At 38.3% G+C, this 12,710-nt stretch carries 11 protein-coding genes and 1 tRNA gene; 5 read left to right on the plus strand and 7 right to left on the minus strand.

Annotated features, from left to right (window positions below; all coding sequences use genetic code 11):
• The first annotated feature begins 344 nt into the window (after window positions 1-344).
• Window positions 345-629: a hypothetical protein gene (locus HMPREF1505_RS10670; RefSeq protein WP_036925269.1), complete on the plus strand. Its 285-nt coding sequence runs from the start codon at window positions 345-347 to the stop codon at window positions 627-629.
• Between the two features lie 340 nt (window positions 630-969).
• Here the strand turns inward: HMPREF1505_RS10670 and rplS are convergent, their stop codons facing one another.
• The 3 genes from rplS to HMPREF1505_RS10685 form a co-directional block, all read right to left on the minus strand.
• Complete coding sequence (gene rplS / locus HMPREF1505_RS10675) at window positions 970-1,332, minus strand: 50S ribosomal protein L19 (protein WP_013263992.1); 363 nt, start codon at window positions 1,330-1,332, stop codon at window positions 970-972.
• Between the two features lie 133 nt (window positions 1,333-1,465).
• On the minus strand, window positions 1,466-2,200 hold the full coding sequence (locus HMPREF1505_RS10680; RefSeq protein ID WP_036925270.1) for a phosphatase PAP2 family protein: 735 nt from the start codon (window positions 2,198-2,200) through the stop codon (window positions 1,466-1,468).
• Between the two features lie 1,100 nt (window positions 2,201-3,300).
• A complete protein-coding gene (locus HMPREF1505_RS10685) occupies window positions 3,301-5,436 on the minus strand; it encodes a TonB-dependent receptor (protein ID WP_036925271.1) in 2,136 nt (711 codons plus the stop codon).
• A 316-nt stretch (window positions 5,437-5,752) separates the two neighbouring features.
• Here HMPREF1505_RS10685 and HMPREF1505_RS10690 point away from each other — a divergent pair, with 316 nt between their 5' ends.
• A complete protein-coding gene (locus HMPREF1505_RS10690) occupies window positions 5,753-6,517 on the plus strand; it encodes a 5'-nucleotidase C-terminal domain-containing protein (protein ID WP_036925273.1) in 765 nt (254 codons plus the stop codon).
• 20 nt (window positions 6,518-6,537) lie between these two features.
• Complete coding sequence (locus tag HMPREF1505_RS10695; RefSeq protein WP_036925274.1) at window positions 6,538-7,377, plus strand: bifunctional UDP-sugar hydrolase/5'-nucleotidase; 840 nt, start codon at window positions 6,538-6,540, stop codon at window positions 7,375-7,377.
• Window positions 7,378-8,079: 702 nt separating this feature from the next.
• Here HMPREF1505_RS10695 and HMPREF1505_RS10700 read toward each other — a convergent pair.
• The 3 genes from HMPREF1505_RS10700 to HMPREF1505_RS10710 form a co-directional block, all read right to left on the minus strand.
• Window positions 8,080-8,412 (minus strand): hypothetical protein, encoded by a 333-nt coding sequence (locus HMPREF1505_RS10700; protein ID WP_036925275.1) that lies wholly within the window; start codon window positions 8,410-8,412, stop codon window positions 8,080-8,082.
• Between the two features lie 171 nt (window positions 8,413-8,583).
• Complete coding sequence (locus tag HMPREF1505_RS10705) at window positions 8,584-9,747, minus strand: ATP-binding protein (RefSeq protein ID WP_036925276.1); 1,164 nt, start codon at window positions 9,745-9,747, stop codon at window positions 8,584-8,586.
• A 200-nt stretch (window positions 9,748-9,947) separates the two neighbouring features.
• On the minus strand, window positions 9,948-10,694 hold the full coding sequence (locus HMPREF1505_RS10710; RefSeq protein ID WP_036925277.1) for a porin family protein: 747 nt from the start codon (window positions 10,692-10,694) through the stop codon (window positions 9,948-9,950).
• Window positions 10,695-11,048: 354 nt separating this feature from the next.
• On the opposite strand from HMPREF1505_RS10710, the gene HMPREF1505_RS10715 reads away from it, so the two are divergent.
• On the plus strand, window positions 11,049-11,216 hold the full coding sequence (locus HMPREF1505_RS10715) for a DUF362 domain-containing protein (protein WP_004360420.1): 168 nt from the start codon (window positions 11,049-11,051) through the stop codon (window positions 11,214-11,216).
• A 461-nt stretch (window positions 11,217-11,677) separates the two neighbouring features.
• On the opposite strand, the gene HMPREF1505_RS10720 is transcribed toward HMPREF1505_RS10715, so the two are convergent.
• Window positions 11,678-11,751 (minus strand) — tRNA-Met (locus tag HMPREF1505_RS10720).
• Between the two features lie 449 nt (window positions 11,752-12,200).
• Here HMPREF1505_RS10720 and HMPREF1505_RS10725 point away from each other — a divergent pair.
• Entirely contained in the window at window positions 12,201-12,593 is a 393-nt protein-coding gene (locus HMPREF1505_RS10725) for an START-like domain-containing protein (protein WP_036925279.1), read from the plus strand.
• The last annotated feature ends 117 nt before the right edge of the window (window positions 12,594-12,710 follow it).

The following is a 12,710-nucleotide window of genomic DNA, read 5'->3' on the forward strand; positions in this document are numbered from 1 at the left end:
TGGTGTTGATGCTTTGCACATAGGGTGCTAACGCTTCACACATGATGTGCGAAGCACTAAATGTTGTGTGATAGGCTGGTTATAAGAGGATAGAAAGTGGTAAATGAGATGCTATGTTACCCTGAATAATGTTTATTTGATTATGGTTTTGCTTATCCATAACTGATACATATTTTCTATTTCAAAGCGATTTTATATAGCGTAGTACGTAATTTATATTTACACTCCTTGTTTACAAGTTTAATTAACATATTTAACTTTAAGAAAAGTCGTTGAATATTACTTAATTACTTATTCTTTTATTACTTTTGTACCACGTTAGTATATATAGTGAAGAATGAGAAATGAAAAAGAAGCTTAGAACCATTATCGAGGAGCTTGGTCAAAAGGCAAATATCCCCAGAGAACTGGCTTCTGACTTGGAAAGATTGTCCAGTAGGTTAGCACTTTATCACATTCACTTGGAATCGGCTTCATTGAAGAAAATTATTGGCTATTTCAAGGGGAAGGAAAAACCTTCTAAAAAGACTTTAGACAGGCTGGCTCTCTTTGCTGGTTTCCAGAATTGGAAAGACTTAAATGCGGCTTTGCATGGTGAAAATGATGCAAAGTTGAATTACGAAGATTAATTGCTCTGTAGAGAGATTGAGTAGGGGGAATTCTCTGAAAGGTTATCTCTGAAGGATTGTAGGGACATATGATGTGTTTATCTATAAGTGATAGCTATCACAAGATAAGCAAAGCATATGTCCCAACATTATTTATATGGTTTTTTATGGTGAGAAGTTTTATCTTTACCCTCAAAAAACTGATAAGAAGGCATTTTAGATGACACAATATGATAACTCTTTCTCTCCTTCGTTTGTTAGCTTTATCAATAATGAATATCTAAGAATGCTTATTAATAGGTAAATAAAAAAGCCCGAAACCAACAGTTCCGGACTTTTATTTTCTTGGATTTCCAAGGGCTTACTTCTCTGCAACAACAGTTCTCTTCTCCTTGATGCGTGCAGCCTTACCTGTGAGTTCACGGAGGTAGTAGAGTTTCGCACGACGAACCTTACCGCGCTTGTTCACCTCGATAGAATCGATGTTTGGTGACTCGATTGGGAAGATACGCTCAACACCAATGGTGCCTGACATCTTACGAACTGTGAAACGCTTCTTCTCACCATGACCAGAAATCTTGATAACTACGCCACGGTAGAGCTGAATACGATGCTTGTTACCCTCGACGATTTTGTAAGCGACAGTGATAGTGTCACCAGCCTTGAACTCTGGGAACTGCTTGCCGGTTGCAAATGCTTCTTCAGCAACTTTAATTAAATCCATTTTTCTATTAATTAAATATTGTTTGTCGTTCCAACGTAACGTAATCCATGACTCTTCCACGATCAGCGGTTACGCCGAAAAGCGGTGCAAAGTTACTACTTTTCAATGAAATAACAAAGTAATTGTTAGCTTTTTAATGCTTATTTGTTGCAAGCACCTTGGCTATTTCTTTCTTAGCCTTTGCCATTTGCTTTTGGAAAGCATCAGATGATTGTACGGCAGCAAAGCCTACACTTGCGCAAAGACGACCTGCATCAACATCGCTCTGATAGTGATAACCACAGATCACTCGGCTCTGACCATACTCGTAAGCATGCTTCATAATCTCGTTGCCACGTGATGGATTCAGCTCTGTCAAAGTCAATCCGAATATCCAACCGCGACAGGTATGACCTGAAGGATAAGAGCCGTTGTTAATCAACTCTGCCTCAAACTGTGGTTGAAGTGTATGCTCATGGAATTGTGCAAACGGACGTTTACGCATATATTTCGCTTTAGCACGGTCAACAGCGTGGTTGCCATCAATACCTATCATGCACATGAGTTTGTAGGTCTCTGGTGTCTTTTCTGGTGTGATAAGCAAACCAAAAGATGGAGCAAAGCCTACGAGAACAGAATCAACATCGAAGTTGGCGTCGAACTTAGCCTGTGCAGCACGTTCTTTGTCCTCTCTCATCTTTCGACCCCACCAATACTGACGGAAGTCATAATCAAATTGATAAGATGCTGTGTCAGGTGGAGCTGGGAGGTAGATACCTGCATCTGGCATAGCTGCTTCTGGTATAAAGGACTGTTTTTTGTAATCCTGCGCATTGACAGTCATGCCTACAAAGAGCATAACTATGCTAACGAACAAACTCTTTTTCATAATAATAAATGTTTTGTTGAATTAATTGATATGTATTGCAAAAGTAAGTAATTATGCGTTTCTGTCAAAAGTTTAATGACTTTTTAATAGTTGCATTCTGCGTTAGTGGTCTTTGAGTAGGGTTGCAACTATTGGCTTCCTGATGTATAAATGCCTGACAGTGTGCCTCTCATGTAGTAATGAAGGGTTATCTATACGTTGGTAGTAAATAGGGTGTGAAGAGATAAATAAGGTTTTTGAGAGGTAAGAGAATGATTCTTCCGTTAAATGTGTGGACACTTTTCGTATTGCGTAAACGGATGAATCGAAGTTACTCATTAAACAAAAACATGGCTAAAACAGTCATCTATCTGTTCTATTATCATTCTCTGACATTGAAAACTATTTCATTTAAGACTTTGAAAATCTGTAGATAAGGTTTTGAAAAATCATTACATAACTTCGGGTAAAACATTTATAAAGGACGGCAAAAACACATATGAGAATCAGATTTGCAATCAATAGAGAATCAGGTAGTTACCAAGTAGAAGAATAAAAGGTGCTTAATTGGACTTCAAAAGGGCGTTAGTAAGGGTCTTAAAGGGCATCTTTTGCAAGTCAATTAGGCGTCTTTTAGAACCCAAAAGAGCATATATTAGTTTTGAATCGCACGAAAATAATTTACAAACTTCGGTTAATAAGGGAATAAGTTGTTTGTATAAGACGGATAGACATCGCACCTAATTACATTTGTCATGTAGTTTACCCCTATTTGTAAAACCATTTAATTGAGGGTAATTATACCGGTGTTGGGTGATGGTTGTTGGGTGTTGAGTCTTTATAAAACAATCTTATTGGATGAAAGCATACCATGTATGTGGATTAATCTTATTCTACTAATAATCTACACATTTAACGGAAGAACTAAAAGAAAAGCAGGGAAGCGGTAGAATACTTGTTGTATTCCGTCTTCCCTGCTTATAGTTTACGATATACTTTAGGCTGCTTCTGTATTTAGAAGGGTATCTTATATAATTATAAGAGGTAAACTTTACCTAACTTTACCTTGTTATATAATGTCCTTTTAGTACCTGAGAATAAGTATATCGAGTGTTTGAACATTAATACTTGAACACTGCAGTGAGTGTTATCTTGCGTCCATCAGCATGTGCATACTCTGCATTACGTGCCATCATCATAGATGCTGGTGTGTAATAAGTGTAGTTCAATAAGTTGGATACAGCCAAACTTAAGTCGCAAGCCTTCATCTTTACGCCTGCAGTAAGGTTTAGTAAGTTGATACGATTTACGATACCTTCACCCTCCTTATATACTCCTGAAGCATTAGGAGTAAATCTGTCACGCTTACCGGTGTGCATGTATTGCAGTTGGAGATAGGTGTTCTTGACAGGAGCATAGTTGACATACATTGCCAACTTAGCAGCTGGGATGGAAATGTTTGACATATATGTGTCCCAATCACCAGTAGCTGATTTGAGCTTACCTTCGAACCATGAGAAGTTAGCACCAGCCTTTAAGTTACGGAGAATTTGTGCATCTGCACTCAATTCAACGCCATACACCTTCTGTGGAGTACGGTTTACTACCCAGAAACCATTCTCTATCTTGAGGTCACTTCCAAGCTTAGAATAGGTGTAGAAAACAGATCCATTCAACTGCAACCAATGGTTAATATCAGAGTAAACGCCCACCTCGTAGTTGTTTGTTTTTACTGGTTCTGTTGATATCTTAGAGAGTACATCAGCCTTGGCAGCACGTAATGTACGTCCTAAATCAAAGATAGAAAAACCTTGAGAGTAGGCTACGAAGGGTTGAAATGCGCGATATCTGTTATAGGAAAGACCAACGTTAAAAGACATATTATTATACTTTAGCTTTCCACCCTTGACCTGAACCTGTGGGTCGGAGAGCTTATTGCGCAATACATCATAGTCTGGTACGTTCACATTAATGAAGTCGTAACGTCCTCCAAGTTTGACGTTAAGGTGCTGCCAAAGTGTGGTCTTCACTTGGATAAAGGGTGCATGATTGTTACTTGTTAACCATGGTACCCAATATCTACCATCTACCAATGGTTGAGAAGTCTTGTTGTAGAGATAGTCATAACCGTATGCTAAATGTGCAAAAGCATTCTCTGAGAATATAAGTCGAGTGTTAAACTGGGTGCGGAAACCAAACTTACGGTCTTTAACAGCCGACTGTCCACTTGTTTCTTCCCATCTTGGCTGTGCTGGGTTAGCCTTACGGAAGTCAAAGATAGTATATATTCCCGAACCATAAACAGATGCTTCTAAGTCGGTATGTTTGAATATATCCTTTGAAGTAAACTTGAGGTAAGCATTGTGATTGTATCTTGTTCCCTCGTCAACAGCCTGTGGGTCCTTGCTGCCAATTATACCTATAGAAGGACTTTGGAGGTATTTTCCACCGAAAGGAATCAATTTCGTATCTTGCAAACTACGATAGAAATTATACATCAATTCGATTCTGTTCTTTGAAGATAGGGAATACCCGAGGTTAACAAGTACGTTTGTTGTATAGGTATCACCGAGTCCGTAGCGTGGAGAGATAAACTTTCCATCACCATCAATAGCACTACCTGTACGTCCGAAAGCTCCATTTACGAGATAATCAAACTGTCCCAGCCGACCATAAACTTGCTGGTTGATGCGATAACCTTGCCCTTTTCCGTGACGGAAGAAGTTATAAGTTGAACCCGAGAGAGTCGTCTCTCCAGCTATAGTTCTGTTGGTAGTATTCTTCTTAGTTATGATGTTTATCAATCCACCGATAGCACCATTACCATAGAGAGCGGTAGACCCTTTTACCACTTCTATATGGTCGATAGCAGCGATATCGATGGTTCGGATATCACGGTCTGTTGAACGTAAAGGAGTTGATTGAGGTATACCATCAATCAGGATGAGTGCACTTCTTCCACGAAGTGATTGTGCGCGCGAGCTTGTGGTATTACTTGATAGAGCCATACCAGGCGTGAGCATGCCCAAGAGATGGGTGATATCGGGAGCCGATTTGCTCATTTCTGCTATTTGCTTTTGGTCAATAATCGTAACTGTTGCAGCCGCATTCTGCTTTATTTCAGGCATACGTGTGGTACTGATAGTTACTTCTTCGAGATGTAATGTGGAGTCTTTAATCTCTTCTGATTGTGCATTACAAGGGATATTTGTAATTGCAAGCATTGCGAGAGATAGATAAATTGTTTCTTTCTTCATATAAATACAAACCTATGAGTGTTAATAAACTTCTGCAAAAGTATTTATATTCTATAGAACGTGCAATACCTAAAATGAGGTATATGTAGTTCTATGCGCTTTATTTTGAACGTATTTTTCCATGTGACAATATATCTTTAATAATGCGACAAGCATTTGATTCGTTTTTTTTTCTTACTTTTGCATTATCTTTTTGAACGTTGTCGGCTTGTGATGTAACCTATACATAACAGGATGAGCGACGTTCGAAGTTAGTCAAAGTAGGGCTATTTCCTACTCTGATAAATAGTTATGAGAACTATAAAAGTCATTATATATGTATAAAAAAACGGTTTATCTGTCTGGATTAACAGCATTACTGGCGTTGACGGGCTGTGCTTCTCATTATGAGTTAGCAGGCATTCAGCGTACACGTGTGCTGGTTGATAATCGATATGATGCTACTCCTGACGCTGGGGCAGCAAAGTTTATGGAACCATTTAAGCACAAGGTTGACTCGGTGATGGGACCTGTTGTGGGAGAGGTTGACCACGATATGGTGGCACACCGCCCAGAGAGCGATCTTTCTAATCTGTTGGCAGACATCATGGTGTGGGCTGCACGTGATTATAATGAGAAGGTTGACTTTGGTGTTTACAATATGGGTGGTATCCGTGCAGCCCTTTCTAAGGGTAAGATTACCTTTGGTGACGTGTTGGATATCGCACCTTTCGAGAACAAAATTTGCTTCGTAACACTTTCTGGTGATAAACTTTTAGAGCTGTTCTCACAGATGGCTCATACCGGTGGTGAGGCTGTTAGCCATGGAGTAGAACTTGTTTTCACACGCGACCATAAGCTTAAATCTGCTCGTTTGCATGGTAAGGAGATTGATCCAAAGGCAAGTTATCGTATTGCTACGCTCGATTACTTAGCACAGGGTAATGATAAGATGGAGGCGTTTAAGTCGGCAACAAGTGTTGTCTCACCACAAGAAAGCAGTAACAACACACGTTTTATTATTATGAACTATTTCAAGGAGCAGACAGCTCAAGGTAAGGTGGTTAATGCTCACACAGAAGGACGTATCCGTGTGGAATAAATATTTAAGGAGTTAGGAAAATGAAAAGAAATATATTATTGATAATGTTCTGTTTCATAGCTGTTGTAGGTTTTGGACAGGACAAGAAACTGACAATCCTCCATACTAACGATACACATAGTCAGATTTATCCGCTAAGTCCTAATCTTGCTGATACGATGAAGGCTGATCGTGGTGGTTTTGTGCGTCGTATAGCAATGCTTAAAGAGGAGCGTGCAAAGAACCCTGACTTGCTACTCTTTGATAGTGGCGACTTCTCGCAAGGCTCACCTTATTACACAATGTTTAAGGGTGATGTTGAAGTGGGACTGATGAATCAGATGCACTATGACGCTGCTACGATTGGTAATCATGAATTTGACTTTGGTTTGGATAATATGGTGCGCCTCTTTAAGAAGGCAAACTTCCCAATCGTTTGTGCAAACTATGATTTTAAAGGAACTGAATTAGCAAAGTTGGTTAAGCCATACATCATTTTGAAGCGTAACGGACTGAAGATTGGTGTCTTTGGTCTTGCTCCAAAATTGGATGGTTTGGTAGTGAAAGCTAACTATGGGCCAATTGTTTATAATGACCCTGTCGCTTGCGCACAGAAGGTTATTAACGAATTGAAGGCTAAGAAGTGCGACCTTATTATCTGTATCTCTCACCTTGGTTGGAATATAGAAGGTATCAGTGATGAGGAGGTTATCGCAGGAACTCGTGGTCTTGACCTTGTATTGGGTGGTCACTCACATACCTATCTTACAAAGTTAGAGTACGTGAAAGACCTTGACGGCAAGATGGTTGGCGAAGATCAGAATGGTAAGCATGCTATTTACGTAGGTAAGTTGGTGCTTGATATGAAGAAGAAAAAGTAGGTCTTTCAATCGATAAGACCTATATATAAATAATGTGGGCTGTATCAGTATGATTGTCAATAGCAATCTTATTGATGCAGCCCACGGTCTTTTATACTTTCTAAAACGTTATTGAAAGTTTATCATTAAGCGAATACATTGCTAAAACTGTCCACTGTCTATTCTATTATCATCTTTTGACACAGAAACCCCCTTCTTTTAATATGTTGAAAATTACGCAAATAAGGATTTGAAAAATCATTACATAAATTCAAATAAAACTTCCATAAATAAGGGAGAAAATACGTATTAAGAACAAGTTTGCAATCAACAGAAAATCATTCAGTTATAAAACTGTAGAAGAAAAGGTGCTTAATTGGACTTCAAAAGGGCGTTAGTAAAACTTCAAAAGGGCACCTTTTGCAAGTCAATTAGGCGTCTTTTAGAAGCCAAAAGAGCATATATTAGATTTGATTTGCGTGAAAATAGTTTACAAATAGTGTTTAATAAGGGAACAAGTTGTTTGTTGAAGCAGCTATCGTATCTATTTGTTTTTTGTTTTATGCATGGTATTAATTTGATGTAATCAATCTCGTTTATTTACAAGAACCAATCCCAATAGTAGCAGTTACGATTATTCAGCTACTATTGGACATTGATTACGATGTAAAAAGCTATAGCCTGATAGCGTTCTCGTATTATGAAAGGTGTTTGTGTGCACCTTTATCTTATGTAAATCTCACCAGGCTTCCTGTCGCCCTTTGCTTTCTTCATATTTTCCTGATACTTTTGAATGATAGGCTTCAGATATTTTTTTGATTTTGTTGTAATCAGCATCACGCCGCCAGTACGTGGATAAAATAGCTTGTTGAAGTCACCGTTTTTGATAACATTCACACTAATGATGTCTTTTTGGTCAAGGTTATCGATGTTCTGTACCTCAACTCCATCTACAAGAAACACTGGTATGTTCAGACTATCTTGTTTTTCTTTAGTCTGTGCGCTGATGTTTATACTTGCAAGGAGTGCACAAAGAAGGATAATAAACTTTCTCATAACTACTTTTGTTTACGATTAGAAATGCACCAAAGATACTGTTTTCTTTATATTTTGAAACTAAATCCTCCATTTTTTAACATCTTTTATTATCTACCTGTTTGGCATAGAGAAAAGAAGAGGAGAGCCTCTGTATCAGAGAAATAGTACCTTGTCTTGAATAATAAAGACTCAGAGAATGGAAGAAATATGGCGATAGTTGATAAGGTTGATGTTGCCACTCGTGTTCTCAAAGTCGCCAGAGTAGACTATAGCCTTCTTACTTATGGGGGTCTTTATCCAGCCTTCAATCTGCGTGAGTGCCTTCTCGAAAGATGAACTATAAGTCATAGAAGACTTCACTTCAATGGCTGTTAGTTCCCCTCCCTGCTTGATTAAGAGGTCAACTTCATTCTGATTAGAGTCGCGATAGAAGAATACTCCACCCTCTAATCCCATGTTATATCGATGCTTGATGGCCTCCATTACAATCATATTCTCAAAGATAGCACCACGCATCTTATCCCTGTCTAACTGTTGAGGACTCTCGATGTCGAGTAGATAACAGGCCAGTCCTGGGTCGTTGAAATAGAGTTTAGGGCTCTTCACCAGTCTTTTTGGAATGTTCTCATAGTAGGGTGGGAGGAGCGTTATGAGGTAAGAAGCCTGCAAGACAGAAAGCCAGTGGCTGATAGTCTTGGAACTTACGCCTACCTCTGCACCTAATTCAGAAGCGTTGAAGAGTGAGCCTATTCGTGCTGCACACAGTTTCAAGAACTTTGTGAAGCGTATTTGGTCTTTTATCTGTAGGAGATCTCTTACGTCTTTCTCCAAGTATGTCCTAACATAAGAGGGGTAAAAGAACTTAGCAATATTCTTCTTTGCACAGATAGAAGGGTAGAGCCCGTTGTAAAGGATTTGATTTAGATTGTCTAAATCAACCTTTCCTGTAACCTCCTGTATGGACATTGGCAACAGTTCGAACACCCCTGCACGACCAGCAAGAGATTCTGATAAGTTCTTCATTACCTCGAAATTCGAACTTCCTGACAATGCGAAATGTCTCTTGGGATTGTTATCTACAATGCCTTGTATGTAGTCTAATAGTTGAGGACACCTTTGTATCTCGTCAATAAACATTCCTTCATCTGTCTGATTAAGGAAGGCTATGGGATCATTCTTTGCGTAATCAAGAATGTTGAGATCCTTTAGACTGTATTTCTCGTAGAGTGGGAATAATTGAGTTAACAATGTACTCTTGCCTGATTGACGTGGTCCAGAGACAGCTATCACGGAGAAGTATTTTGATGCCTCAAGTATCGTTTCCTCTATTTTGCGATGTATATAATCGGTCATAAGTTTATGTAAATTTGAAGTTCAACTCCAAAATTACATAAAAAAAGGCATGTGTACAAGCGAAAAGTGTGTTTTAATAAAAAAATCTATGCAATTTTGGAGTTCAACTTCAAAATTGCATAGATTCTGTTTGCTTTTGATAAGTCTTTCTTCGTTATAAATCTTTTATGCCATGTCTATTTGCTTGACAAATAAAGGATCTACTCGAAGTAGAAAGTAAGTGCTATCATCTTAGCTCGTGTTTCGTTAACAGAGTTGGTGTACATGAGCATATTCTTGTCTTGGAGGTTCTTTGCATGACTCTTGTCAAGACTATTCATAAGACTATACATGAACTTTAACTCTGGACGTAGTTTAAAATAAGGGAGGTAGAAGTCACATCCAAGTCCTACTTCTACGAAGACATCGCTACGTTTGAGCTTGATATAATCATTGTCCTTACCTGAAAGGTTGAGCATAGGGTTTAATCCTAACATCACGTAAGGGCGATGATTATTAAAGCGAGGAGCGGCTGCAATGAGATCGAAAGCGCAAGAAACGTATGCCGTTTTGAGTTCTTGTACCTGCTCTGTAGGCTCTCCTTGTGTGTTAAGGTCTGTGATATTACGGAAAGTCAGATGTCGAGTGCCAAAGTACATAGCAGGAGCCATACGCAACTGAAAGGTAGAATTGAGGCGCAACTCACCCAATACACCCACAGTGAATCCAGCATCCCAACGGTCTTGGTCGGCTGAAACAATCTTCTGAACCACTCCGTTGCCATCATCAAGGTCGACCATCTGTGGTCCAACATTGTTAAGTTCAAGGTCTTGCAGATGTGTACCAACGAGCACTCCGAAATGAAAATCACGCAGATCCGTATAAGGGCGGTTCTGCACTCTTCGTTCCTGTGCGTGGATTGTAAGCACAGAAGCCAATAGGATGAGGGCTACTAATATTCTTTTCATAATTAATCTTCAAACGTATTTCTACTGGTTTTATTGTCTATATTAATAAAGTTCTCGTCCAACTTTTCTGCCTTCTCATCCTTTTTAGGTAGGGAGTGGAAAGGATGTTTTGGCTAAATAGAGGTTAATCTGTTGTTTATAATTGTTTCAAAAAGTTGTGTAATGGTCAGATTGTTAGTGAGTTGCTATGAAATATATTTCATGTTTTTTATTTTTATGCCGTCTAAATATTTGTAATTTTTATCAATATGTTTAGGTATTCAAAAAATTATTTCTACCTTTGCATCATCAAATTTAGGTATTGAGCCTATTTGTAATACAAGAACATTATTAACATTATAAATTATTTATATTATGGCTTACGTAATTGGTAATGATTGTATCGCTTGTGGTACATGTATCGACGAATGTCCAGTAGAGGCAATCTCTGAGGGTGATATCTATAAAATTGATGCAGACGCTTGTACTGAGTGTGGTACTTGTGCATCAGTTTGTCCAAGTGAGGCTATCAGCCTTCCATAAGGTTTTATAACCTGTTACTGATTAAATTCACAAGGCGAGTCGAAAGGCTCGCCTTGTAAGTTTTGTGATAGTTTGTAATGGGAATTATTGGTAGGAGCTATTGCGAATGCTATGAATAGTTGCTACTTCCTGATAAGTTTTCGTAGAACAGTAGATTTTTAGTGTGGATACACATTTAGTTTGTGGAGCTGCTTGGGCAATTGTTGAAATTCAATTTGCTGTCACTGCTGTCATTTGTTGTATGTGCTTAACTTGTTATTTTACAGAGGAATAAACGAAGTGTTAAAAGTGATAGGAAAATGAAATAAAAATATTCTTGTAAGATATGTGTATGTACGATGAAGTTAAGAATAGCTTTATAATAAGATCTTTCCTGTCTGCTTAAACTCATGTTGAGACGTGCATTGGGTTGTGTAGAAAACAAAAAAGGTTGGTAATCATAATGATTATCAACCTTTTTGTAGCGGGACGGGGCTACGATCCCCGGACCTCCGGATTATGAATCCGACGCTCTAACCAACTGAGCTATCCCGCCGTCCATTTAACTTTCGTTCTTGAAAGCGGGTGCAAAGGTATGAAGAAAATATCATACTCGCAAATATTAAGTCGTTTTTTTAACGGATATTCGATAAAAAGTTATATATTTGCACCTGATAATAGGAATAAACGACTATATAACATGTTGTTATTTTGTGTGATAACTGTATTTCTTGGCTTGTAATATTACTGACGGATTTATCTGTTAGTTTGTTTGAAAGGCAATAAAATGGGGCTTTATTCGTTAAAGATATGTCCTTCTGTATGGCGCATGAAAAGAGAATTATAGTTCTAACATGATGTAGACTATGTTGTTTCTAAGGACTATTTGTACAACTGCTAAAAACTGACTTGTATGAAGAATGTCTTTTAATAGAATGTTTTTGAAGCGTTGATAGCAGAAAAAAAGAGTTGTAAAAAGAATAATATTAAACGTAATAATTGAAGATGAGTAAGAAAATCGAACTGGAATACGAATTGAAAACACGTTCGGGCAGTGCTGTGTGGGCACTGATTAGCACACCAATTGGTTTGATGAAATGGTTGGCAGATGAAGTAACGATTAATGAAGATGTGGCAACCTTTATTTGGGGTGACCCGCTACGTGAACACGATACACATACAGCAACAGTTGTCGAAATGGTAAAAAACAATTATATACGTTTTCATTGGGACTCGTCTGATAGTGATTCTTATTGGGAAATGAAGATGTTTCATAGCGAGATTGCTGGCAACTATCATCTGTTGGTTACTGACTTCGCTGATGATGATGATGTGGAAGGTTTGGAACAACTTTGGAATCAGAATATAGACCGCCTACATCGTATAACAGGAATGTAATCTTTTATAAATATATTGTAATCGGAATAGGGTATATGACACGACGTTGAAGTAGCCGTCCATATACTCTATTCTGTTGTTTAGAGAGGTTGTAAGAGTGGAATGATGTTCTTTGTT

Origin of the sequence: Prevotella sp. ICM33 (assembly GCF_000517825.1) — a bacterium.
Lineage (GTDB): Bacteria > Bacteroidota > Bacteroidia > Bacteroidales > Bacteroidaceae > Prevotella > Prevotella melaninogenica.

Coding starts and splice junctions, on each gene's coding strand:
- HMPREF1505_RS10670 (WP_036925269.1), top strand. CDS start 345: ATGAAAAAGAAGCTTAGAACCATTATCGAGGAGCTTGGTCAAAAGGCA.
- HMPREF1505_RS10680 (WP_036925270.1), bottom strand. CDS start 2,200: ATGAAAAAGAGTTTGTTCGTTAGCATAGTTATGCTCTTTGTAGGCATG.
- HMPREF1505_RS10690 (WP_036925273.1), top strand. CDS start 5,753: ATGTATAAAAAAACGGTTTATCTGTCTGGATTAACAGCATTACTGGCG.
- HMPREF1505_RS10715 (WP_004360420.1), top strand. CDS start 11,049: ATGGCTTACGTAATTGGTAATGATTGTATCGCTTGTGGTACATGTATC.
- HMPREF1505_RS10685 (WP_036925271.1), bottom strand. CDS start 5,436: ATGAAGAAAGAAACAATTTATCTATCTCTCGCAATGCTTGCAATTACA.
- HMPREF1505_RS10700 (WP_036925275.1), bottom strand. CDS start 8,412: ATGAGAAAGTTTATTATCCTTCTTTGTGCACTCCTTGCAAGTATAAAC.
- rplS (WP_013263992.1), bottom strand. CDS start 1,332: ATGGATTTAATTAAAGTTGCTGAAGAAGCATTTGCAACCGGCAAGCAG.
- HMPREF1505_RS10710 (WP_036925277.1), bottom strand. CDS start 10,694: ATGAAAAGAATATTAGTAGCCCTCATCCTATTGGCTTCTGTGCTTACA.
- HMPREF1505_RS10695 (WP_036925274.1), top strand. CDS start 6,538: ATGAAAAGAAATATATTATTGATAATGTTCTGTTTCATAGCTGTTGTA.
- HMPREF1505_RS10705 (WP_036925276.1), bottom strand. CDS start 9,747: ATGACCGATTATATACATCGCAAAATAGAGGAAACGATACTTGAGGCA.
- HMPREF1505_RS10725 (WP_036925279.1), top strand. CDS start 12,201: ATGAGTAAGAAAATCGAACTGGAATACGAATTGAAAACACGTTCGGGC.